This is a genomic window from Micrococcus sp. FDAARGOS_333 (assembly GCF_002206575.2).
Taxonomy (GTDB): Bacteria; Actinomycetota; Actinomycetes; order Actinomycetales; family Micrococcaceae; genus Micrococcus; species Micrococcus lylae.
The window spans coordinates 1469482-1491267 of record NZ_NJFJ02000001.1 but is presented as its reverse complement, the minus strand read 5'-3'; the positions used below and the strand labels follow the sequence as shown (position 1 = coordinate 1491267).

General features: G+C 72.0%; 17 protein-coding genes. 1 reads left to right on the top strand and 16 read right to left on the bottom strand.

Features of this window, described 5'->3' with window-relative positions; all coding sequences use genetic code 11:
- Window positions 1-107 precede the first annotated feature (107 nt).
- From CEQ11_RS06660 to coaD, 12 genes are all read right to left on the bottom strand, one after another.
- Complete coding sequence (locus CEQ11_RS06660) at window positions 108-4556, bottom strand: glycosyltransferase (RefSeq protein WP_088478143.1); 4449 nt, start codon at window positions 4554-4556, stop codon at window positions 108-110.
- Between the two features lie 63 nt (window positions 4557-4619).
- The gene (gene galE, locus CEQ11_RS06655) at window positions 4620-5597 is read right to left on the bottom strand and encodes a UDP-glucose 4-epimerase GalE (RefSeq protein WP_088478142.1); all 978 of its coding nucleotides are present in this window, start codon (window positions 5595-5597) and stop codon (window positions 4620-4622) included.
- Window positions 5598-5699: 102 nt separating this feature from the next.
- Window positions 5700-6941 carry a UDP-N-acetyl-D-mannosamine dehydrogenase gene (gene wecC / locus CEQ11_RS06650; protein ID WP_088478141.1) on the bottom strand — a complete coding sequence of 414 codons (1242 nt, stop codon included), beginning with the start codon at window positions 6939-6941 and terminating at the stop codon, window positions 5700-5702.
- 76 nt (window positions 6942-7017) lie between these two features.
- Entirely contained in the window at window positions 7018-8817 is a 1800-nt protein-coding gene (locus CEQ11_RS06645; RefSeq protein WP_193763000.1) for a glycosyltransferase family 4 protein, read from the bottom strand.
- Between the two features lie 37 nt (window positions 8818-8854).
- Complete coding sequence (locus CEQ11_RS06640; protein ID WP_088478140.1) at window positions 8855-10069, bottom strand: glycosyltransferase family 4 protein; 1215 nt, start codon at window positions 10067-10069, stop codon at window positions 8855-8857.
- On the bottom strand, window positions 10062-11219 hold the full coding sequence (locus CEQ11_RS06635; protein ID WP_227718775.1) for an LCP family protein: 1158 nt from the start codon (window positions 11217-11219) through the stop codon (window positions 10062-10064). The genes CEQ11_RS06640 and CEQ11_RS06635 overlap by 8 nt, the downstream gene beginning before the upstream one ends.
- A 61-nt stretch (window positions 11220-11280) precedes the next feature.
- Window positions 11281-12174: a bifunctional DNA-formamidopyrimidine glycosylase/DNA-(apurinic or apyrimidinic site) lyase gene (gene mutM / locus CEQ11_RS06630; protein ID WP_088478139.1), complete on the bottom strand. Its 894-nt coding sequence runs from the start codon at window positions 12172-12174 to the stop codon at window positions 11281-11283.
- 7 nt (window positions 12175-12181) lie between these two features.
- Complete coding sequence (gene rnc / locus CEQ11_RS06625; RefSeq protein WP_227718774.1) at window positions 12182-12844, bottom strand: ribonuclease III; 663 nt, start codon at window positions 12842-12844, stop codon at window positions 12182-12184.
- Between the two features lie 73 nt (window positions 12845-12917).
- Window positions 12918-13121: a 50S ribosomal protein L32 gene (gene rpmF / locus CEQ11_RS06620; protein WP_088478137.1), complete on the bottom strand. Its 204-nt coding sequence runs from the start codon at window positions 13119-13121 to the stop codon at window positions 12918-12920.
- A gap of 2 nt (window positions 13122-13123) precedes the next feature.
- A complete protein-coding gene (locus CEQ11_RS06615) occupies window positions 13124-13693 on the bottom strand; it encodes a DUF177 domain-containing protein (RefSeq protein WP_067188745.1) in 570 nt (189 codons plus the stop codon).
- Between the two features lie 115 nt (window positions 13694-13808).
- Window positions 13809-14714, bottom strand: coding sequence for a UTP--glucose-1-phosphate uridylyltransferase GalU (galU, locus tag CEQ11_RS06610; RefSeq protein ID WP_088478136.1), 906 nt, complete (start codon window positions 14712-14714; stop codon window positions 13809-13811).
- Between the two features lie 107 nt (window positions 14715-14821).
- Window positions 14822-15289, bottom strand: coding sequence for a pantetheine-phosphate adenylyltransferase (gene coaD, locus CEQ11_RS06605; protein WP_070639757.1), 468 nt, complete (start codon window positions 15287-15289; stop codon window positions 14822-14824).
- Window positions 15290-15337: 48 nt separating this feature from the next.
- Here coaD and CEQ11_RS06600 point away from each other — a divergent pair, with 48 nt between their 5' ends.
- Window positions 15338-16582, top strand: coding sequence for an aminotransferase class I/II-fold pyridoxal phosphate-dependent enzyme (locus tag CEQ11_RS06600; RefSeq protein WP_088478135.1), 1245 nt, complete (start codon window positions 15338-15340; stop codon window positions 16580-16582).
- Between the two features lie 138 nt (window positions 16583-16720).
- On the opposite strand, the gene rsmD is transcribed toward CEQ11_RS06600, so the two are convergent.
- From rsmD to CEQ11_RS06580, 4 genes are read right to left on the bottom strand one after another with little or no spacing between them, the layout of a single operon-like run.
- Window positions 16721-17281, bottom strand: a complete 561-nt coding sequence (rsmD, locus tag CEQ11_RS06595) for a 16S rRNA (guanine(966)-N(2))-methyltransferase RsmD (protein ID WP_088478134.1) — start codon at window positions 17279-17281, stop codon at window positions 16721-16723.
- Between the two features lie 10 nt (window positions 17282-17291).
- On the bottom strand, window positions 17292-19505 hold the full coding sequence (locus CEQ11_RS06590; protein ID WP_088478945.1) for an ATP-dependent DNA helicase RecG: 2214 nt from the start codon (window positions 19503-19505) through the stop codon (window positions 17292-17294).
- Window positions 19492-20493, bottom strand: a complete 1002-nt coding sequence (locus tag CEQ11_RS06585) for a DAK2 domain-containing protein (RefSeq protein ID WP_088478133.1) — start codon at window positions 20491-20493, stop codon at window positions 19492-19494. The genes CEQ11_RS06590 and CEQ11_RS06585 overlap by 14 nt, the downstream gene beginning before the upstream one ends.
- Complete coding sequence (locus CEQ11_RS06580; RefSeq protein WP_227718773.1) at window positions 20490-21767, bottom strand: LCP family protein; 1278 nt, start codon at window positions 21765-21767, stop codon at window positions 20490-20492. The genes CEQ11_RS06585 and CEQ11_RS06580 overlap by 4 nt, the downstream gene beginning before the upstream one ends.
- Window positions 21768-21786: the final 19 nt, after the last annotated feature.

Sequence of the window (21786 nt, the reverse complement as noted above, 5' to 3'; positions counted from 1 at the left end):
CCGCGCCGTCACGACGGGGCCGTCACGACGGAGACGGGGCCCGCCCCGCAGCACGGCTGCGGGGCGGGCCCCTCGTCCTTCGGATCCGCGCGGTGCGCGATCACCCTTCAGCGGCGGCGTCCCTCGACCACCTCGAGGATCTGGGCGCCGATCGTCGCCGGGGCGAAGTGGCTGCGCATGAACTCGCGCACCTCGGCGGACTCCTGCAGGAACCGGTCCCGGTCCGCCGTCAGGCGACGGACCCGGTCCACGGCTTCGGCGGCGTCCTCCACGAGCCACCGCTCTCCGTACACGAACTCGGCACCCGCCCAGGGCCAGATGATCGGCACACAGCCGGCGGCGCCGCCCTCGGCGATGGCCTGGTGGGTGCCCTCGTGGTCGCTCGTGGAGAGGATGAATCCGGGCTCGGTGCGGTACCACTCGGCGATGTCGGCGCTGTGCCCGCCGAACTCCACGGCGCCCTGGAGCGCCGGAGAGTCCGTCAGGCGGGCATACTGCGCCTCGAAGTACTCGCGCTCGGGCTCACGGTTCATCAGCCACGGGTACTCCATGTACTCCTTGCCCTTGACCACGAGGCGGTAGTCCGGGTCCTCGGCCGTGAGACGCTCCATCACATCGAGCGCCAGGTCCAGTCGCTTGGACTGCGGCACCGAGCCCACCATGCCCAGCACGTGCGGGTCCGGGTCCGTGCGAGGCGCCGCGAAGGCGTCGACGTCGAAGGTGTTGCCGATGACCACCGAGCGCTCGGCCGGGACACCGAACGTGATCTGCGCGCGGCGCATGCCGACCGGCGAGACGAAGACGAAGGTGTCCACGGCTTTCAGATCCGCCTCCCGGAGGAAGCGGGTGCGCAGCTCCTGGGCGTGAAGGCGGACGATCAGGCGCTGTCCCTCACGCTTGTTCCGGCTGTACCACTTCACGTTGCCCAGCGCCCACTCGCAGAACACCACGTCGGCCTCGGCGAGGAGACGGCGGCTCTGCTGCTCATCGTGGATGTCGTGGCCGCCCCACTGGTCGACGATGACGCGGTGGCCGGCTCGTTCCAGCACGGCGGTGATCTGCGGGAAGAACTTCAGGTCGTGACCGGCCACCAGCACCGTCAGGGGCTGCGTGGTCTCCTCGCCCACCATGACGGCGCCGGCGACGTCCTGCGACCCGTCGGGCAGGCCGGCAGAGGCCGGCACACCCGATGCACCGGCCGCTGCGGCGCCGGCACCGACGGGGCTCGACGGGGTGCCGGAGACGACCTCCGCCGCCGTTCCACCGGAGGCCTGGGCGGAGCCGTCACGGTCCACCACACGCTGCCAGGCGAAGACCTGTTCGTCGTCGAGCGCCGGCGGGGAGCCCTGCAGCCACGCCTCGTAGACGTCCTCGGCGAGCAGGACCGTGCCCGGCTCGATGTCCGAGGTCAGCGCAGCGATGCGCACGTGCGGTTCGCCCTTGCCCCAGGCGACCGTGCGGGTGCCGACCGCCTTCCAGTCGCCGAAGCGCAGGGCCAGGGACATGTCCTCGAGCAGGTGGGCCTCCGGAGCGGGGGCACCGGCGCGGTGCACCACGACGTGGCCGATGCCGGCCTCGCGCAGCGCAGCCACGCGTGCCTCACCCTCGGCGTGGACCACCGGGCAGGAGGCCTGGACACCGTCGGTCGAGTCGGTGAGCAGGTACAGGGCCGGACGGACGGTCTGAGCCTCGAAGAGCGGCACGTCCGCGCGCGAGCACTCGACCGCCACGGGGGCCGTCGCCGGGCTCTGCACCCGGAAGCCGGCCACGCGCATCATGTACACCAGACGGTGGGCGCAGGTGTGCGCCTCGTACACGTGGCGGAACGCCTTCCACAGGCCCTCGTGGCGCAGCGCCTCGGAGTCCTTCCATGCCTCGAGGTGGCCGTTCGCCTGATCCGCCGTGGTCACGGTCGGCACGGTCCCGGCGAGGGTCTCGTCCACGCCGCGGCCGGCCGAGCTGAGCACGGTCGAGCCGGACGCGGTGATCTCCACGACGCGGCGGGAGAACATGCTCGGGGAGTCCACCACGGAGTTGCCGTTGAGGTGGATCGGGTGGGCCTTGTAGGCCTGGCACATGTCCGGGTAGCTGAGGCTCTGCCGGGCGTACCGGCGGAACCGGTCCGGGAGGCGGTACGGCGAGTTCGGGTCGTTGTGCACCCGCTCGTAGATGGCGAGGCCGAACGGTGCGGACTCGTAGAACAGGAAGTCGAGCCCCTGCTTGCGGGTCGCATACTTGTCGCCGTAGTAGGTGCCGCCGTAGGCGATGCTCTCGTCCTGCTCTCGCGTGCTCGGCAGAGGGTTGTGCAGCAGCGGCTGCGCGGCGAACGGGGCGGAGGCCACGGTCTTGATCTGGTTGTCCGGCAGGGACTTGTAGTCCACGATCGTCCGCGCGTCCGTGGTGAACACGTAGTCGCAGAGGGAGGCGGTCCGCTTGAAGCGGTTGTAGTGGACCGGGTCCTCCTTGTTCCAGAACATCACCGGGATGCCGTGCTGACGACAGTGCGCGATGAGCTCTGCGATCGGAGCATGGGTCTCGTCGTCGTAGTAGCCGATGATGCCCGTCCAGGCGCCGTCATTGCCCTGCCAGGCGGACTCGATGAACAGGGCGTCGACGCTGTGCGTCTGGAACTGCTCGTTCCAGTCGTCCGGACGCACGCGCAGGGCGGTCAGCTCCGGAACGAAGGTATCCGAGGTGAACACATCGCCGATGAACGCGACCGTGAAGTCCTTCAGCGGTCGCTCGGCTTCCGCATCGGCCCCCGCGGTGCGGCCGTCGCGCGACAGCGACCCCAGTGCCTCGGCGATGCGGGCGCCCGTGACGGACCAGCTGCGGTTCTCCTTCACCCAACGGCGGGCGCGCACGCCCATGGCCCGGGCTGCCTCGCGATCCTCGAGGACCTCGGCGAGACGGTCGACCAGGCTCGCCACGTCGTCCTTGGCGAAGCTCAGTGCGGTCGCCTGGTCCGGCCCGCAGAACACCGTGTGCGGCGAGACGTCCGAGAGGACGACGGCACCGCCGACCGCCATCGCCTCGAGCGGCTTGAGCGGGGAGACGAGCTCGGTCACCGGCAGGGACTTCCGGGCCAGCGGGAAGACGTCGATGCTGGAGAGGTAGGCGGGCATCTTGGCGTTCGGGACACCGCTGACGAAGCGGGTCTCCGCGTCGAGGCCGAGCTCGGAGACGAGGGCCTTGAGGCGGTCCAGGTAGGCGCCGCCGCCCATCACGAGGAAATTGAACCGGGTTCCTCGGCCCTTCAGGGTGGCCAGCGCCTCGGCGACGAGGTCGAGGCCCTCGTAGTCGGTCACGCTGCCGGCGAAGCCGACGACCGGCAGGTCCGGCTCGGAGAAGCCGAGGCTGCGCAGCAGGGCTGTGTCCTTGCCCAGGGGCGCGAACGTGTCCGCGTCCACGCAGTTGGGCGCCACGGAGACGAGGTCGCCGTCGACACCGCGGGCGATCAGGTCCTGGCGCATCTCCTCGGTGATGACGACGACGCGGTCGGCGGAGCCTGCGACGAGGTCCTCCATGCGACGATCGAGGCGGTACTGGTCGGAGTCGGCCCAGCCCTCGCGGACGGAGGCGGCAGAGACCTCCCAGAAGCCGCGCATCTCATAGACGAACGGAATGCCCAGGCGACGGGCGGCGATCAGCGCCGGCAGCGCGGACAGGTAGTTGGAGGCCGCCAGGATGTACTCCGGCTTCTCGATCATGGCCTCGCGCACGTAGGCGTCGGCGGCCACCTGGAAGAAGATGTCGATGTCGCCCTCCCAGGCGGGGATGCCCGGGTTGTGGACGTAGCGGACGTCGTCGATCTCCTCGACGTACCGGCGCTGCTCTGCCGGGACGCGCCGGCCCCCTTGGACGGTCTTCTTGTCCCACGGCTTGCCCGGCATCGGGGCCACGAACACGTCGAGGCCCTGACCGGTCAGCCCCTCCACGACGCCCTTGGTGCGCGAGGTGTAGCCGTTGGTGACGGACACCGGGGACATGCCCACGGCGTACATGACCTTGTTCCGCACGGGGACGTAGTTGTAGCTGCGGTGTCGCCGCGGCAGCTCCACGTCCTCGGAGAGGAAGCGGTGCAGCGAGTCGACGCGCCGGATGTAGCCGACTTCCGCCTCCTTCAGACCGCTCTTGTCCCGGATCTGGTCCAGCACCTCACGGGCACCGCTGATGTCGCCCTTCTCCTGGATCAGCTTGCGGGCGAGCGGCAGGCCCGCGGCCACGGTGCCCCGCCGCTCGAACGCGGCCCGGAGGGTCTCGAGCGACTCCTGGGAGGACAGCCGCGCCGCCGCGCCCTTGGACGCGGGCTTGCGCGCGCGCGGCCCCGGCACGGCGGCGCCGCGGGCGCGGGCGAAGCGCGTGATCTTCGCGTTCAGCCGGCGGTGGTACATGATCATGACGAAGACCGCGGCGCACAGCATCCAGAACAGGCCGATGATCAGGACGGTGTGGTCCACGATGAAGGCCAGGACGGTCCCGACCAGCGCGAGAAGCACGAACAGCCCCATCACGAGCTGCTGTCGTCGTGAGAATCGAAGGAACAGCTGGATCATTGATGCGAGTCCTCGGTAGTCAGGGTTCAGGGGGTCGGTGTGCTGCCCGGTGGTGGGTGGCGGTCAGTCGGCCGGCGGAGCGAAGTCCACCACGGAGGCGACGATGTCCTCCCGTGAGTGGCGCGAGGTCCAGCCGAGGTCTTCCGCGATGCGCGTAACATCGGCCGTGAGAGCCCCGGGGTCCCCGGGGCGGCGCGGACACAGGTCGTAGTCCAGCGTGATGCCGGGATAGGAGCGGAACGCCTCGACGATCTCGAGCACGCTGCTGCCCTGTCCGGTGCCGACGTTGTAGGCGAGGGTCCGGGCCGGGGCGTCCCGGGTGACGGCCGGCAGGGCGGCGAGGTGCGCCTCGGCCAGGTCGACCACATGCACGTAGTCGCGCACGCAGGTGCCGTCGACCGTGTCGTAGTCCGAGCCGAAGACCGAGAGCCGGTCGCCCCGGGTGATCACGTCTCGGATCGCCGGCATGAGGTTCGTGGTGGTGGTGTCGGCCAGCTGCGCGCTCTCCGCGCCCGCCACGTTGAAGTACCGCAGCGCGACGGCCCGGAGCCCCCAGGCCCGCGCGGCGTTCTCGAGGGCCAGCTCGCTGACGAGCTTGGACTGGCCGTACGGGTTGATGGGCGCCGTCGGCGTGTCCTCGTACACGACGGTGGCCTCCGGCTCGCCGTACACGGCCGCGGAGGAGGAGAACACCATGGAGTCCACGTCCGCGGCGCGCATGGCTGTGAGCAGGTTCACCGTGGAGCCGATGTTCGCACGGAAGTACTCCTCCGGCTGCACCACCGAGTCACCGACGACCTTCTTCGCGGCGAAGTGGACGACGACGTCGATCCCCCGGTCCCGCAGCAGCGCCGTGAGCTCGGGGACGGAGCTGTCTCGGGACAGGTCGATCTCGTGCAGCGGGACCTCCGCCGGGACCCGGCGTCGCAGACCTGTCGACATGTCGTCGACGACGGTGATGTCCTCCAGGCCCCGCCGACGGGCCGCGGAGACGAAGTGGGATCCGATGTATCCGGCTCCGCCGGTCACCAACAGCCGCATGCCGTCCTCCTCGTTCGCGTCTTCCCGTCCCGGTCCACGGGACGGGCGCGGCGACGGGGCCGCCCCTTCCGGGGGACCCCGTCGCCCGATGTCATGCAGCGGTCAGCGCCACTGGCCTCGGGTGTCGATGACGTGCTTGCCCTCGACCTCGGGGCCGAGGCCGGCGAAGGCGTCGTGGTCCACCAGGAGCAGGACGATGTCGGCCTTCTCCACGGCCTCCTCGGCGGAGACGAAGCGGATGTTGGGCTTGCCCTCGAGCTTGGCCGGCAGCTCCTCGACGTGCGGCTCGACCACGAGGACCTCGGACCCGGAGAACTGGTCCGCCAGGTCGTGGGCGATGTTCAGCGCGGGGGACTCGCGGAGGTCGTCGATGTTCGGCTTGAAGGCCAGGCCCAGGGCGGCCACGACCGGAGCGCGGCCGGTCTCCTGCTGCACGTCGAAGGCCGCGGCCTTGACCTGGTCGATCACCCACTGCGGCTTGGCGTCGTTGATCTCGCGGGCCGCGCGGATGATGCGAGCGCTCTGGGGAGCGGCGTCCACGATGAACCACGGGTCCACGGCGATGCAGTGGCCGCCCACGCCCGGGCCGGGCTGCAGGATGTTCACGCGCGGGTGGTGGTTGGCGAGCTCGATGAGCTCCCAGACATCGATGCCCTGCTCGGAGCAGATCACGGACAGCTCGTTGGCGAAGGCGATGTTCACGTCGCGGAAGGAGTTCTCCACGAGCTTGGCCATCTCCGCGGTCCGGCAGTCGGTGAGCAGGATCTCACCCTTGCAGAAGGTCCGGTAGAGCGCCTCGGTGCGCTGCGCGGCCTCCGGGGTGGAGCCGCCGACGATGCGGTCGTTGGCGACGAGCTCGACCATCACGCGGCCCGGGAGCACACGCTCCGGGCAGTGGGCGAAGTCGAGGCCGGCCTCACGGAGGTCCGGACGCTCGGTGTAGATGACCTCGGCCATGTGCTCGGTGGCGCCGGGGGGCGAGGTGGACTCGAGGATGACCAGCTCGTCCCCGGTCAGCTGCGGGGCCAGACCGCGGGCGGCGGCCTCGATGTAGCTCAGGTCCGGGACGTGGTCGCCCTTGAAGGGGGTCGGCACGGCGACGATGTAGGCATCGGCCTTGGGAGTCTCCTTGGAGGCGGAGAGCATGTCCTTGTCCACGGCGCGCTTGACGAAGTCGGCCAGGTCCGGCTCGACGAAGGGCACCCGACCCTCGTTGACGGCGTCGACGGTGCGGTCGCTGACGTCGACGCCGTGCACCTTCACGCCGTTCTCGGCGAGGATGGCGGCGGTCGGCAGGCCGATGTAGCCGAGCCCGATGACGGCAACGCTCTGGATCTCAGACATCCGTGGTGTTCCTCTTCCTGTCTATGGGAGTCACGCGACCCCGATCGCTGCGCCTGGGCGCACGACGTGTCAGGGGTCACCGGCCAGTATACGGTTCGGCCCTGTCCCCGGCGGCACGCCCGGATGTGATCTCCGCGTACATCTGGACGTAGCGGCGGGCGTTCGCGGCCCAGGTCCGCTCCGCCAGCACCCACTCGCGCGCGTCTGCGCCCAGTGCGCGCCGCCGGGCACCGTCCGTGAGAACCGCGTCGAGGGCCTCCGCCCAGGCCTCGGGGTCCTCGGCGGGGACGAGGACGCCGGTCTCCCCGTCCCGCACGATCTCCCGGAGCGCAGGCAGGTCGGAGACGAGGACCGCGCGCGCGGACGCCATGGCCTCCAGAGGCTTCATCGGGGTGACCGAGCGGGTCACGGTGGTGTCCTTTCGGGGGACGCAGAACACGTCCAGGGCACGGTGACAGGTCGGGGCGAGGCTGCGGTCCACGCGGCCGAGCAGGTCGACGCGGTCGCCGATCCCCAGCTCATCGGCCAGGCGCCGCAGCCCCGGCAGCGCCGTGCCGTCTCCGGCGACGAGCAGGCGGAGGCGGGGACGGGAGGCGGTCAGCAGGGCGACGGCACGCACGAGGTCGTCGAGCCCCTCGTAGGGGACCACCGAGCTGACCGTCCCCACGTACTCCGCGTCCGGGTCCAGGCCCAGGCTGCGTCGCGCCTGCGCGGCGTCTCCGGACGGGTCGAGGAAGGCCCCGCCCACGGCGTTCGGGCTCAGCACGATGCGGTCGGGATCGACGCCGTCGGCCGCGACCCGGGCCCGCATGGTCTCCGCCAGGGTCACGACCGCGTCCGCGGAGCGGACGGCGTCGGCCTCGCGGGCGGTGAAGAGCCGATACCGTTCCGAGGACAGCGCGGCGGTCCCCCGGGTGGAGGCCCAGGTGTCGGCGAGCTGGCCGCGCACCTCGTAGACCCAGGGGATCCCCACGGCCTCCGCGACGGCACGGACGACGACGGCATTGACCCAGTGGGTGGTGGTGTGCAGGACGGCGGGACGCCGTTCCAGCACGAGGGCCAGGAGCTCCTCAGCGTTCTGCTGGAGGCGTCGGTCGAAGCCGGGCAGGAGCCTCGGCGCCAGCAGACGGTGGTAGCGGATCCCGTCGACCTCGTCCCGGTCGGCCGCCTGGAGCACGCCGGTCTGGACCGGCCACCCGAGTCTCGTGACGGCCTCGGGGTCCCACCCGCAGTCACGCACGGCCAGCATCAGGCTGTGGGACCGCTGCGCATAGCCGGAACCGGTGTGCGGCAGGGAGTTGGTGAGCACGAACAGCACCCGGTCCGCGACCGGTCGGTACGGCGCGCCCGGGGTCTGCAGGGTCGGGGTCCACCCCTCCATCGCCCGCAGCTCCGAGCCGAGCCGCTCGCGGACGGCCCTCTCGCGCGCAGAACCGCCCAGGACGGCCACGGCCTGCCGCATCCGGCCGTGATACCAGTGCGAACGGGCACGGGCCGCCGCCCATCCGGGCGTGGTGGAGGATGTCGTCGCGAGGATCTGCTCGGCCCCGTCGGGACGGTCGGCGGCGAGGAGGACGTCGGCCAGGCGCACCCGGGTCACCGGGTCCGCGCCGTGCGTCCGGGGGCTGCGCAGGACCTGGTCGGCCAGCTCTTCGAGTTCTTCTGTCCGACCCCCCGCGGCGAGGGCGACGGCGGCGGGCACCGGCAGGCTCGCGGAGCAGCCGGATCCCCAGGCACCCAGGCGCATCCGCACGGCGGGCGGGAGGCGGCGCGAGATCTGCAGGGCGAGGACGACCGGATCGTCGCGGACATGGTCCACGGCGGTCGTCGCGGCCAGCAGTGCGTTGGAGACGAGGCGTCGCACGGACGGGGACATGTGGGCTCCTCGGGGTGACGAGACGGTTCCTGAAGGCTCAGATCCGCGGCCGGGAGGACCGGGCGCGGCGCCGGAGGACGGTGCGCGAGAGCAGCTCGGCGTAGCGGTGGCCGATGGTGCTCAGGTCGGCGTGGCGCGCCACCCAGCCGCGGGCTGCGCCCGTGGTCCGGGTCGAGGCGGGGTCGGCCCACAGCGCCTCGAGGTGCGCGACAAGGTCGTCCACCGTGGGACCGACGACGTCTCCTCCACCGGCGGCCTCGACGACTGCGGCCGCCTCCCCCTGGACCTGGGCCGTGACATGCCGGCCGATCGAGAGCAGCTCGTAGGTCTTCGACGGCACGGTGTGGAGGAAGCTCGCCCAGTCCGGGCGCAGGCACACCATCACCGTGTCCGCCCAGGCGTAGTGCTCTCGGGCGACCTCGCCGTGGACTGCGTCGAGCATCTCGACGGGTTCGCCCCGCCTGCGGTTGAGCGCGAGGAGTCCCTCACGTCGGGTGCCCGAGCCGACCATGCGGACGCGCACCCCTGGTGCGCAGGAGCGCAGGCGTGCGGCGGCCTCGACCAGTCGCTCCAGTCCCTGCGACTCACCGTGGTTGCCCAGGTAGAGGACGTGGAGCTCGCCCGGACGGCGGTCCCGGGGAGGCAGGGCGGGGATCGCGTCCAGCGCCACGCCGTTGCCGAGGGTCTCGACGCAGGCGATGCCGCGTGCACGGAGGGTCTCGGCGAACCCTGCGGTGACGGTCACCACGAGGTCTGCACGGCGCTGGGCGCCTCCGACGATGCGCTCCATGAGCCGTCCCAGCGGTCCGCTGCGCAGGCCGGCGTCTCGGGCGAGGTCCGGCCAGGCGTCGCGCATCTCCAGGACCAGCGGCAGGCGCCGCAGCACGGCGAGCGCCCGCCCGGCGACGACGGTCGGCAGTGCAGGCACGGTGGCCACGACGACGTCGGGCCGCGTGGCGGCCAGCCCGAGCGGGATGCTCTGGATGGCGTGGATCACGGCGTCGGCGAACCGCGCGTTGCGCCCGCCGGCCTTGGCGCGCCGTGAGCGCGTGTGCAGGACGGTCTCGCCGTGTTCGCCCCGTTCGCTCCGCGCGGCGTGGCCCGGGACTCCGGGGGCGAGGACGGTCACGGACCAGCCCTCGGCGACGAGTCCTTGCACGATCGCCTCCCACCGCCGGGCCGGCGGCGTGGCCTCCGGGGCATAGGAATGGGTCAGCAGAAGGACCCGCGGGGCCGTCTCGCGCTCAGCCACAGGGGTCCTCCACGGCGGGCACGGGAGCAGGGGTCGACGGCGCGGGGCTCGACGCGCGGTCCGAGGAGGAGGGCGCGGCGGACTCGGAGGCCCGGCGCTCGGCCCTGCGGCGCTCGGCCGCCTCCTTCTCCGCGCGCTCGACCTCACGGAGGTAGCCGCCGAGGTCGTCGCGCGCGTAGGCGGCCTTGAGCCGGGCGAGCTGCTGCTCGTCCGGGAGGACGACCTGCTGGCCGGACTCCTCGACGGCACCGCCGGCGTTGGGGACGGTGAACATCTCGACGTCGTCGCTGCCGATGGACCGCAGGTCCCAGCCGTATCCGGCCACCCGGCGCGAGTCGAGTCCCTCGTCCACCGTCAGGTGGCGGGAGAGGATGGAGACCACGTCCATGGTGCGACGGGGGTCGGCGAGCACGTCGACGCTGAGGAACCGGTCGAGCGCGCCGAACACGACGCGTTGCTGGTTCTCGACCCGGGTGAGGTCGCCGCGGGCGAAGGCATGCCGCTCGCGCACGTACCGCAGCGCCGCGGTGTCCTGGAGCAGGATCTCGCCCCGGGGGAAGTAGCTGGGGTTCCTGACGCCCGACGAGAAGGCCGTGGGGTTGCAGACGGACACGCCGCCGAGGGCCTCGGTGACGCCGCGGAAACCCTGGAAGTCGATCTCGACCAGGTGGTTGACCTCGATGTCCAGCAGCTCCTCGACCGTGTCCACGGTCAGCTCATAGCCGCCCTTGGACAGCGCCGAGTTGACCTTGCCCTTCCCATGGGCGGGGATGTCGACGTAGAGGTCGCGGAGGATCGACATCACGTAGACGCCGCTGCGGTCCTCCGGGATGTGGACCACCATCATGGTGTCCGAGCGCTCCCCCTCCATGTCGGACGAGCCGTCCTCGCCGCGCGAGTCGGAGCCGAGCAGCAGGACGTTGACCGCTCCGCCCTCGCCGTCGGTGACGTTGGGCGCGGAGACGGTGCGACGGTTGTCGTCGTAGCTGCGTGCCAGGGCTCCGGCGTACAGCGCGACCAGCACGAGGGCGACCACCACGACGGCCGCCAGGACCCCGAGCACCCAGGGCCAGCGGCGCCGCCGATGGCGGTCCGGCTCGGCGTGCCGGTCGCTGAGCTCGTCGAGCTCAGCGGGCTCACGGGAGGTCACCGGCATCTCTCCTGTCGTACGGGCGGGGGCTGGGAATCAGTGTAGGCGGGCGAGGAGCCCCTCAGGTGCGCGGACGCGGCTGGCAGCGGCGGCACCGATGGGAGGACCGGCCCATGAACGCCTCCCGGACGATCACCCCGTCCCGCCCCTCGTCCCGACAGCGCGGGCAGGGCTCCCCTGTCCGACCGTAGGCGTTGAGCGACCGGGCGAAGTATCCCGAGCGGCCGTCCACGTTGACGTAGAGCGCGTCGAAGCTGGTCCCGCCGACGGCGAGGGCCCGTTCCATGACGGTGGCGGCTGCGGTGAGCACGGCATGCCCCTGGGCCCGGGACAGGGTTGCGGTGCGCCGTTCGGGGTGCAGACGCGAGGCCCAGAGGGCCTCGTCGGCGTAGATGTTGCCGATCCCGGAGACGAGGGACTGGTCCAGCAGCGCCCGCTTGAGCCGGGTGCGCGAACGGCGCCAGCGGTCGTGGACCGCGTCCGGATCGAACTGCCGGTGGAGAGGGTCGAGCGCGATGTGGGCGGCCGTCGTCGGGATCCGCTCGCCGGTCGCCGGGTCGGTGACGAGGCGGTCCAACCACCAGCCGCCGAAGATCCGCTGGTCCACGAAGCGCAGCTCCGCCTCCCGGCCGTCGGCGGCGATGACGGGCAGACGCAGCCGGAGGTGGGGCGGATCCGGGCGTGTCGCGTCGTCGACCCTCACCTGACCGGACATGCCCAGATGCACGACGACGGCCGCCTCCCCCGCCTCGGCCAACGGGATCCAGAGGAACTTGCCGCGGCGCACCGGCGCCCCCAGCAGACGGCCGTCCAGAGCCGCGCGGAGCGACTCCTCGCCGCCGGGCGAGCGGCGGAGGCTGCGGGGGTCGAGCACATCGAGGCGGCCGGCGTGCGCGCCGGCCGTGAACGGGAGGAGTCCGCGGCGGACGACCTCCACCTCGGGCAGCTCAGGCATCGCCTGATCAGTCCTGTGCGGTCGGCAGGTCGGCCTCGAGCCGCGCCCAGGACTCGGCCGCGGCGTCGCGTTCGGCCTGCTTCTTCGAGGAGGCGACGGCGGAGGCGTACTCGGTGCCGCCGACCCACAGGGTGGCACGGAATCGCGGGTCGTGCGCCGGGCCCTGCCCGACGATCTCGTAGCGCACGTCACCGAGGGAATGTCGGGAGGCGGCCTCGGCCACCTTCGTCTTCCAGTCGGTGCCGGCACGGGCGATCTGCGGGTCGTCCAGCAGGGGCAGCACGTGGCGGTGCACGAGGGCCGCTGCGGCGACGGGGCCGTGGTCGATGTAGGCGGCGCCGATCAACGCCTCGAAGGTGTCCGCGAGGATGGAGTCCTTGTCCGCGCCGCCGGTGCGGCGTTCGCCCTCTCCGAGGCGGATGTGGGCCCCCACTCCGAGCCCGCGGCACACGTGGGCGAGGGCATGGGTGGAGACGATCGACGCCCGGCGGCGGGCCAGGTCGCCTTCGGAGAGGTCCGGGAAGGACTTGAAGAGGTGGTCGGTGACCACGTACCCGAGGACGGCGTCTCCGAGGAACTCGAGGCGCTCGTTGGTCGGCAGGCCGCCCTGCTCGTAGGCGAAGGAACGGTGTGTCAACGCCAGTTCGAGCGTCTCGGACGTGATCGTCACGCCGAGACGCTCGAACAGCGGGTCGGAGTCAGGCGCCGCGTGGCGCCCCTGCCGCGGGGAGGCGGGCGCCATCTCAGGCGTCGGCGACCTTGCGGCCCTTGTACTCGAAGAACAGCGGGGTGCCTGCGGAGTCGGTCTTCAGCTCGGCCTGGTGCGGCAGACGGTAGGAGACACGACCGTTCTCGACGGACTTGATCAAGGACGGGGCCTGGGCCTTCCACTGGGAACGGCGGGCACGGGTGTTGGCACGGGACATCTTCCGCTTCGGGACTGCCACGACTATCTCTCTTCTGTCTCGGGGGTGGAGGTCTGTTCGGTCTCCGCGAGGGCGGCCAGGGCCGCCCAGCGGGGATCCACTCGCTCGTGGCCGTGCCCTTCGGGCGCGTCCTCGAGCCGGATGCCGCAGTCGGCGCACAACCCTTCGCAGTCCGGTCGGCAGACCGGCTGGAACGGCAGGGCCGTGACCACGGCATCGCGGAGCACGGGCTCCAGGTCGATCGTCTCGTCGACGACCGCCTGCTGGTCCTCGTCGTCCGTCTCGGACGGGTCGGTCAGGTAGAGCTCCTGCAGGTCGACGGTGAAGCCGACCTCGAGCGGGTCGAGACAACGGGCGCACTCGCCGCGCAGCTCGACGTCCGCCGTCCCCGTGACGAGGACGCCCTCGTGCACGGACTCCAGGCGGATGTCCACGTCCACGGGATCCCCGGCGGGGACGCCGAGGACGGGGATGGACAGCCCCTCGGGGGCGGGCCACTGCTCAGCGACCTCACGCTGGAGGCCCGTGCTGTGCAGCAGGTCCTTCACCGAGATGACCCACGGGGAGGCGGCGTCACGGTGCGGTGCACTCATCTGCTGACGCTCCTCTCGTCTCGTGGGGCAGACCGTACCCCGGGCATACCGGTGCCCAGGGAGAACCGACTGTCCATCATAGCCGGTCGCGCGAGCCTACGGCAACGCGACGCACTCAGAGACCGGCACTGTACTCCTTGAGCCAGGCGGTCATGTCCGCGCCGAGCTCAGGGTGGGCCGTGGCGAACTCCACGACGGCCTGCAGGTAGCCGAGCTTGTCACCGGTGTCGTAGCGACGGCCCCTGAAGACCACGGCGTGCACGCCGTAGCCCTCGCCGTCGCCGGCGGCGAGGGTCTGCAGGGCGTCGGTCAGCTGGATCTCGCCGCCGCGGCCCGGAGGGGTCCGGTCCAGGACATCGAACACCGCCGGATCCAGCACGTAGCGGCCGATGACGGCGAGACTGGACGGGGCATCCTGCCGGGCCGGCTTCTCCACCAGCCCGGAGACGCGGACGACGTCCTCCTCGCCCTCCACCACCTCGACGGCTGCGACCCCATAGGCGGAGACGGACTGCTCCGGCACCTCCATGAGCGCCACCACGGAGCCACCGTACCGGGCCTGCACCTCGAGCATGCGCTCGAGCAGCGCGTCCTCGGAGTGGATGATGTCGTCCCCGAGCAGCACGGCGAAGGGCTCCTGACCGACGTGACGGCGCGCACAGGCGACCGCGTGGCCGAGGCCGAGGGCCTCGCCCTGGCGCACGTAGTGCATGTCACCGACGAGGTCCGACTCGCGGATCAGCTCGACGCGACGGGTGTCGCCCTTCTTCTCCAAGGTCGCCTCGAGGGCCGGGTGACGGTCGAAGTGGTCCTCCAGCGCACGCTTGTTGCGGCCCGTGATGACGAGGATGTCGTCCAGGCCCGCGTCCAACGCCTCGCGCACGACGTACTCGATGGCCGGCCGGTCCACGACCGGGAGCATCTCCTTGGGCATGGCCTTGGTCGCGGGAAGGAACCGCGTGCCCAGACCGGCGGCGGGGATCACGGCCTTGCAGGTGCGGTGAGCGGAGGGTGCGGACATGGGACAGTTTTCCTCGTTCCTCGACCGTGGCGGTCCACGGATCCGTGTTCGTCTCTTGCGTCGCGGGCAGTCTAGGCAGAGGAAGATGAAGGGCCGATGAACTCGGCTCAGCCCGCGAACCGCTGCATCACGGCGGTCGGGACGAACTCGGACACGTCGCCGCCGAGGCCGTGCACCTCCTTGATGAGCGAGGAGGACAGATGCGTGTAGCGGGGATCAGCGGAGAGGAACACCGTCTCGATGCCCGTCAGATGGTGGTTCATCGTGGCCATCGGCTGCTCGTACTCCAGGTCCGTGCCGTTGCGCAGCCCCTTGACGATGGCGTTCGCACCGGCCTCGCGGCAGAACTCGGCCAGCAGCCCGACGCCCATGGGTCTGACCACGACGCCCGCCAGGGACGAGAAGGTGGACTCGACCATCTCGATGCGCTCCTCCATGGAGAAGCGGTAGGTCTTCGCCGGATTCACGGACACGGCCACGACGACCTCGTCGAAGAGGTTGGCGGCACGCGCGATGACCTCCACGTGGCCGTGGTGGAGCGGGTCGAAGGATCCGGGACAGACGGCTCTGAGCATGGATCCAACCTATCCCACGTGCCCGGAGCGTTCAGTACAGTCGAGCCCATGGCACCCCAGACGTCCCACGATGTCCACTCCCCGTCCGCCGACGCCCCTGCCCCACGCTGGCGGGCGGCGGCGGAGGCCGCCGGCCTGCTGAGGCACGGCGTCCCCGCGCCGACGGTCTTCGAGACCATGACGTCCCTCGCCCTCGAACACGACGCCGTGAACCTGGGCCAGGGGTTCCCGGACGAGGACGGGCCGGACGAGCTGCTCGCCCTGGCCGCCGATGCCGTCCGCACCGGCTCCAACCAGTACGCGCCGGGCACCGGCTCCCCCGCCCTCCGGCAGGCCGTCGCCGAGCACCGCCGCCGCCACTGGGGTGTGGACGAGGACCCGGACACGCAGGTGCTCGTGACCACCGGCGCCACCGAGGCCATCGCCGCCGCGGTCCTCGCGTTCGTCTCGCCGGGCGACGAGGTCGTCACGGTCGAGCCCTTCTACGACGCCCACGCCGCCACGATCGCCCTGGCCGGCGGCCACCACGTCACCGTCCCTGTGGGCCCGCCGTCCTTCCTCCCGGACCCGGACGAGGTCGCTGCGGCCTTCACGGACCGCACCCGCATGCTCATCCTCAACACGCCGCACAACCCCACCGGAGCCGTCTACCCTCGGCCGTTGCTCGCCCGCCTGGTGGCCCTCTGCGCGGAGCGGGACGTCCTCGTGCTCACGGATGAGGTCTACGACCACCTGGTCTTCGACGGCGAGCACGTGACCGGCCGCGCCGTCCCGGGTGCTGAGGACGTGGTGCTCACGGCGTCGTCGGCCGGCAAGTCGCTGGCGGTCACCGGCTGGAAGGTCGGCTGGCTGACGGGTCCGGCGGACCTCGTCGCCGCGGCGAGGGCCGTGAAGCAGTACCTGACCTTCTCTTCTGGGCCGGCGTACCAGCTGGCGGTCGCCGAGTACCTGCCCCGCGCGGATGCCTATCTGGCCGAGCAGCGTGAGCGCTACCGCGCCGGACGAGACCTGCTCGTCTCCGGTCTCCGTGCCGCCGGGCTGGACCCGGTGGTGCCGCAGGCCGGCTACTTCGTCACGGTGGACCTGTCCCCGTGGGGAGTGGAGGATGCCCGGGCCGCCGCCGAGGACTGGATTCGCACGGCCGGCGTCTGCTCCATCCCGGTCTCGGCCCTGTGTCGCGCGGACGGCGACACCATGCGCTCCTGGCTCCGCCTCGCCTTCTGCAAGGACGCCTCGGTCATCGGCGAGGGCATGGAGCGCCTGGTCCGGCACGCGGCCTCGCTGCGCGGCTGATCCCGCCCCTTCCCGACGACGGCCTCTCGGCCCGGTCCTCTGTCTCCCCCGGTCTCGTGGCCGGGCGGCGACCGCCTGGGCCGGGGGCCGTCGTCGTGGTGGCAGGCCCGGAGGGCCGGGGTTCCCGACGGCCACGGCTCAGCGCACGTCCTGCCAGAAGTAGAGGGCGGTCTCGCCGTAGGTGCGCACGTCGACCTCCTCAAGACCCTCGGGGCGGGTCGGCGGCGCGCTGCGTGCGGAGCGCTCGAGGACGAGCAGCCCTCCAGGGGTCAGTGAGGCGGCCGCCGAAACGAGGACGCCGTCGAGTTCCGGGCCGTCGAGCGGATAGGGAGGGTCGGCCAGGATGAGGTCGGCCTCCGTCCGCCGTGCGAGGAAGCGCTCCACCGACTGGCCGAGGGCTGTGCCGGCACGCCGGCCGAGGGCCCGGTTGACGGCCTCGGTGTTACGGCGGCAGACCTCGAGCGCCGTCCGGTCCCGCTCCACGAGGGTGGCGGAGCGGGCGCCGCGGCTGAGGGCCTCCAGGCCCAGTGCGCCGGAGCCGGCGTAGAGGTCGAGCACCACCGTGTCCTCGCACCAGTCGCGGGACTGGAGCCAGGAGAAGAGGGCCTCCTTGGTCCGGTCCGTGGTCGGACGGGTGTCCGAGCCCCGGACGGAGGCCAGGGGCATGCCGGAGGCGGTGCCGGCGATGATGCGGCTCATGGCAGGTCGGTCATCCCTTCTCGGCGTAGTCGGCTGCGTGGGCGTGGACCGCCTCCCAGCGCCGGGCCTCCGCGACGGCACCGGGCCAGCCCTCGAGGCCGGCGTCCGCGGTGAGCGCGGCGGAGACCGCGTCGGCGGCCAGGGAGACGAGGTCGGCGTCCGCCACGACGTCCAGGTGGGCCAGGCCGGACTGCATGCCGGACTGGGCCGCGCCGAGCACGTCGCCGACGCCGCGGCTGCGCAGGTCCTCCTGCGCGATGAGCATGCCGTCGTCGGTCCGCTCGAGGACCTGGAGCCGGTCGAGCGAGGGGTGTCCGTCCGGCAGGCGGGTGACGAGCAGACACACGGCGGGGTCGGGGCCACGGCCGATGCGGCCCCGGAGCTGGTGGAGCGTGGAGAGGCCGAAGTCCTCGGCGTCCAGGACGGCCATGACGGTGGCGTTGGGGACGTCCACACCGACCTCCACCACGGTGGTGGCCACGAGGACGTCGGTCTGTCGCTCCGCGAACGCGCGCATGGCGTCCTCCTGCTCCGCCTGGTCCATGCGGCCGTGGACCATGTCCAGGCGCACGCCGGACAGGGCCGGCAGGTGCTCGAGGCGGCGGACCATCTCCTCCACGTTGGCATGGGCGGGGTCCCCTGGGTCCGGGTCGATGCGCGGGCAGACCACGAACGCCTGGTTCCCCGCGGCCACGTGCTCGGCGATCAGCTCCCACACGCGGGCGATGATCCGCGGACCATGGGCCATGCGGGCCACGTGGGTGGACACGGGCTGCCGACCGCGCGGCAGACCGCGCAGGACGGTGAGGTCCAGGTCGCCGAAGACGGTCATGGCCACCGACCGCGGGATCGGCGTGGCGGACATGACGAGCAGGTGGGTGCCGGGATTGGCCTCGCGCAGGGACTGGCGCTGGTCCACGCCGAAGCGGTGCTGCTCGTCCACCACGGCCAGGCCGAGGTCGAAGAAGCCCACCGTGGAGGAGAGCACGGCGTGCGTGCCCACGACGATGCCCGCCTCCCCCGAGGCCAGCTTGAGCAGGGCCTGCCGCCGCTCGGCAGTGCGCTGGGAGCCGGTGAGCAGCACGACCTCGGTGGCGGGTCCGTCCGCGGCGGCGAGGGTGCCGCCCTCGGCCAGCTCACCCATCAGGGCCAGCAGGCTGCGGTGGTGCTGCTGGGCGAGGACCTCCGTGGGGGCGACGAGGGCTGCCTGTCCCCCGGCGTCGACCACCTGCAGCATGGCGCGCAGCGCGACGAGCGTCTTGCCCGCTCCCACATCCCCCTGGAGCAGCCGGCTCATGGGTTCGCTGGAGTCGAGGTCCGCGGCGATCGTGGCGCCGACCTCCTCCTGGCCCTCGGTGAGCGCGAAGGGCAGCCGGACGTCCAGCGCCTCGAGCAGTCCGCCGGTCCGCAGCGGGCGCGCGGTGGCCGGAACAGTGCGGGCGTCGGCGCGGCGCACGGCCAGGGACGCCTGGACCACGCAGGCCTCGCGCAGGGCCAGCGCCCGGCGGGCCGGGCCCACGTCGGCGAGCTCCGCCGGGGTGTGCAGGTCGCGGTAGGCCTGGTCGATGGGCGGCAGCGGCGCGGGCAGGTCCAGCTCGGCCGCGGCGCGGGCGCGCAGGTCATCGGTGAGGACCTCGGGCACGGCGGACCAGTCCACCGCGTCCAGGACGGTCATCACCGCGGTGCGGACGACCCAGCTGGGCAGCTTACCGGTGGCGCGGTAGAGGGCGAGGGGGCGCAGGTCGGCCTCGGTGGCCTCGGCGTCGTCGGCCAGGAGTGTGAAGTCCGGGTTGTTCATGGTCACCCGGTCCCGGTAGACCGTGGTCTTGCCCTGGAACATCGCACGCCGTCCCGGCACGAGGCGGCGTCGGGCGTCGTGGCCGTTGAAGAAGGCCATGGACAGGGAAGCCCCGGGGCCGGCGGGGGTGTCCGGGTCCGCCACGGTCACGTCCACGATGAATCCGCTGCGGCTGCGCATCCGGCGGGTGGTGACGGAGCGCACCTCGGCCACGACGGTGACCTCCGCGTCGATCGGCAGCCGGGCGATCCGGGTCAGCTCGCCGCGTTCGATCCAGCGCCGCGGGACGTGGTCGAGCAGCCGGCCGACGGTGGTGATCTTCAGCTCTCGGGCGATCCGGTCCGCCGTCTTGCCGCCGAGGACGCCGGACAGCGGCAGGTCGAACGGGTGGGTGGCCGCGCCGACGCCGGCCTCAGTGCCCGCCATGGGCATGGCCGTGGTCGTCGTGGCCGCCGGTCAGGTCGCTGACGAGCAGGTCCTGCGGCTCGCCGGCCTCGTGCAGGAGCGACTCGACGGCCTCCGCCTGAGGCACATGCACGTGCACGCGCCAAGGGACGGGGCTCTGGGGGTCCTCCCCGCGGCGTGTCGGCGCCACGATGACCGAGTCTCCAACCTCGGTGAGCCGGTGGCGGAGCGTGGCCGCTCCCATGGGGTCGAGCTCGATCGTGCACATGACCTCGACGCCGTCCTCAGCGCCCGCGGCCTCGGCGGTGGTGCCCTCCGCATAGCCGTGCAGGCCCTCGGTGAGCTCGGTGTCCGGGTCCTCGTCCAGCATCACAGCACGCAGCGCCTCGAAGACGAGGAGCAGCCCGACGGCGCCCGCGTCCACGACCGCGGCCCTGCTGAGCTCGTCCAGTTGCCACTCGGTCGCCTCCACGGCCGCCCGGGCATCGCGCACGCAGGCGCTCACCGTCTCCTCGAGCACGGCCCTCGTCTCGACCGGCCGGTCCTCTGCGACCGCTCGGCGCAGGGTCTGCGCGACGCTCTCCCGAACGACGCCCAGGACGGACAGCATCGTGCCTTCCCTGGGGTCGGACAGGGATGTCCGCGCCGCGGTGTCCGCCCGGTGCAGGGCCGCCGCCAGCGCCGGTGCGGTCAGGGCCTCCAGGCCGCGCAGCGGATCCGCCATCCCTGCCACCATGACGGCCAGGAGGGTGCCGGAGTTGCCCTGCGCGGAGGACAGCGCCGCGGCTCCGGCGCGCGCGAGCGTGGCACCGATGTCCACGGAGCCGTCCTCCTGGCAGTCCACGGCGGCGTGGGCGGCAGCCATGGTCGCGTGCATGTTGCTGCCGGTGTCCGCGTCCGGCACCGGGAAGACGTTGAACGCGTTCAGCCGTTCGGCGGCCTGCCCGAGCAGCTGTTCGGAGCAGGCCAACCAGCGGACGATGCGCGGGGGCCTGGGGGTGTGCGTCACTGATCGAGCACCTCGTCCAGAGTGCCGGTGCGGATGCCCTCGCCGATGCGGCGGATGGAGGCCCAGTCCGGCCACACGACGGCCTGATCGCCGGCCCATCCCGCGCCCAGTGTCGGCACGGTGCTCACGTTGACGTCGTCGCTTCGGACGTTGCGCATGGACCAGGCCAGGTCGAACAGCCTGCCCGAGTCGAGGCTCTCGTCGAAGGTCAGGTAGGGGGCGAGCGCGTTGACCGAGTTCCGCACGGAGTTGGGGTCCGTGAGGGTCGTCCGGGACATCGCCTTGGTGATGATCGCCTTCACCAGGCGCTGCTGGTTCTCCACGCGGGAGTAGTCGCCGTCGCCGAAGGCGTAGCGCTCGCGGGCATAGACGATGGCCTCCTCGCCACTGAGGTGGATGTTGCCCTCAGCGAAGGAATGGCGACCGCTGGTGAAGGCCCGCGGGTTGTACAGATCGACACCGCCGAGGGCGTTCACCAGGTCGCGGAAGCCGACCATGTCCACGGCGACCACGTGATCCACGCGGGCCTGGAACATGTTCTCGATCGTGGAGATCGCCAGCGGCACGCCGCCGAGCTGGTACGCGGCGTTGAGCTTGCGGTCGCCGTGCCCGCGGATCGGCAGCCAGGTGTCACGCATGATGGACATGACCTGGATGTTCTCCCGGTCGCCGGGGACGTGGACCCACATCATGGTGTCGGAGCGGCCGATGCCGGTGATGCGGGCGATGTCCGTGTCCTCGCCGTCCGTGAGATCGCCGGAGTCGGCGCCCAGCAGCAGGAAGTTCACGGCCTTGCCGTCGATCTCCTCGTCGGAGCTGGAGGCCTCCGGGCCCTGGACATCACCGGGGCCGGTGACCTCGGGCATCACCACGGAGCCGTTGTTCCCGCCTGCTTCGGCTCCGCCGGAGCCCTCGGAGGAGCCGCCGCCGGAGCCCTCCCCGCCGCCGGCCCCGTCACCGTCCCGAGAGCCGCCGGAGCCTTCGGAGGAGCCGTCCTGGGATCCGCCGGAACCGTCCTCCGCCCCGTCGCCGCGACCCTGCCCCGCACCGCCGCCGAACTGCGGGCGCAGGGACTCCTCGGGGAACACGCTCCCCTCGAACTTCTTGACGTTGTCCACGGTCTTTGCGATCCCGCCCACGTAGACGGCCACCACGGCGCCGGCCGCGATGAGCGCCAGCAGCAGCACGCCGACGACCACCATGAGGCCACGGCGGCGTCGACGCGGACGCCGTCCGGTGTGCGGTTCGGTCGTCTGCTCGTTGGAATGGCTCACGTGGTGCGCTCCTGGGGCT

Excerpts from the sequence above, each read along its gene's own strand:
- CEQ11_RS06660 (WP_088478143.1), bottom strand. The coding sequence starts at position 4,556 with ATGATCCAGCTGTTCCTTCGATTCTCACGACGACAGCAGCTCGTGATG.
- galE (WP_088478142.1), bottom strand. The coding sequence starts at position 5,597 with ATGCGGCTGTTGGTGACCGGCGGAGCCGGATACATCGGATCCCACTTC.
- wecC (WP_088478141.1), bottom strand. The coding sequence starts at position 6,941 with ATGTCTGAGATCCAGAGCGTTGCCGTCATCGGGCTCGGCTACATCGGC.
- CEQ11_RS06645 (WP_193763000.1), bottom strand. The coding sequence starts at position 8,817 with ATGTCCCCGTCCGTGCGACGCCTCGTCTCCAACGCACTGCTGGCCGCG.
- mutM (WP_088478139.1), bottom strand. The coding sequence starts at position 12,174 with ATGCCTGAGCTGCCCGAGGTGGAGGTCGTCCGCCGCGGACTCCTCCCG.
- CEQ11_RS06615 (WP_067188745.1), bottom strand. The coding sequence starts at position 13,693 with ATGAGTGCACCGCACCGTGACGCCGCCTCCCCGTGGGTCATCTCGGTG.
- galU (WP_088478136.1), bottom strand. The coding sequence starts at position 14,714 with ATGTCCGCACCCTCCGCTCACCGCACCTGCAAGGCCGTGATCCCCGCC.
- coaD (WP_070639757.1), bottom strand. The coding sequence starts at position 15,289 with ATGCTCAGAGCCGTCTGTCCCGGATCCTTCGACCCGCTCCACCACGGC.
- CEQ11_RS06600 (WP_088478135.1), top strand. The coding sequence starts at position 15,338 with ATGGCACCCCAGACGTCCCACGATGTCCACTCCCCGTCCGCCGACGCC.
- rsmD (WP_088478134.1), bottom strand. The coding sequence starts at position 17,281 with ATGAGCCGCATCATCGCCGGCACCGCCTCCGGCATGCCCCTGGCCTCC.
- CEQ11_RS06590 (WP_088478945.1), bottom strand. The coding sequence starts at position 19,505 with ATGGCGGGCACTGAGGCCGGCGTCGGCGCGGCCACCCACCCGTTCGAC.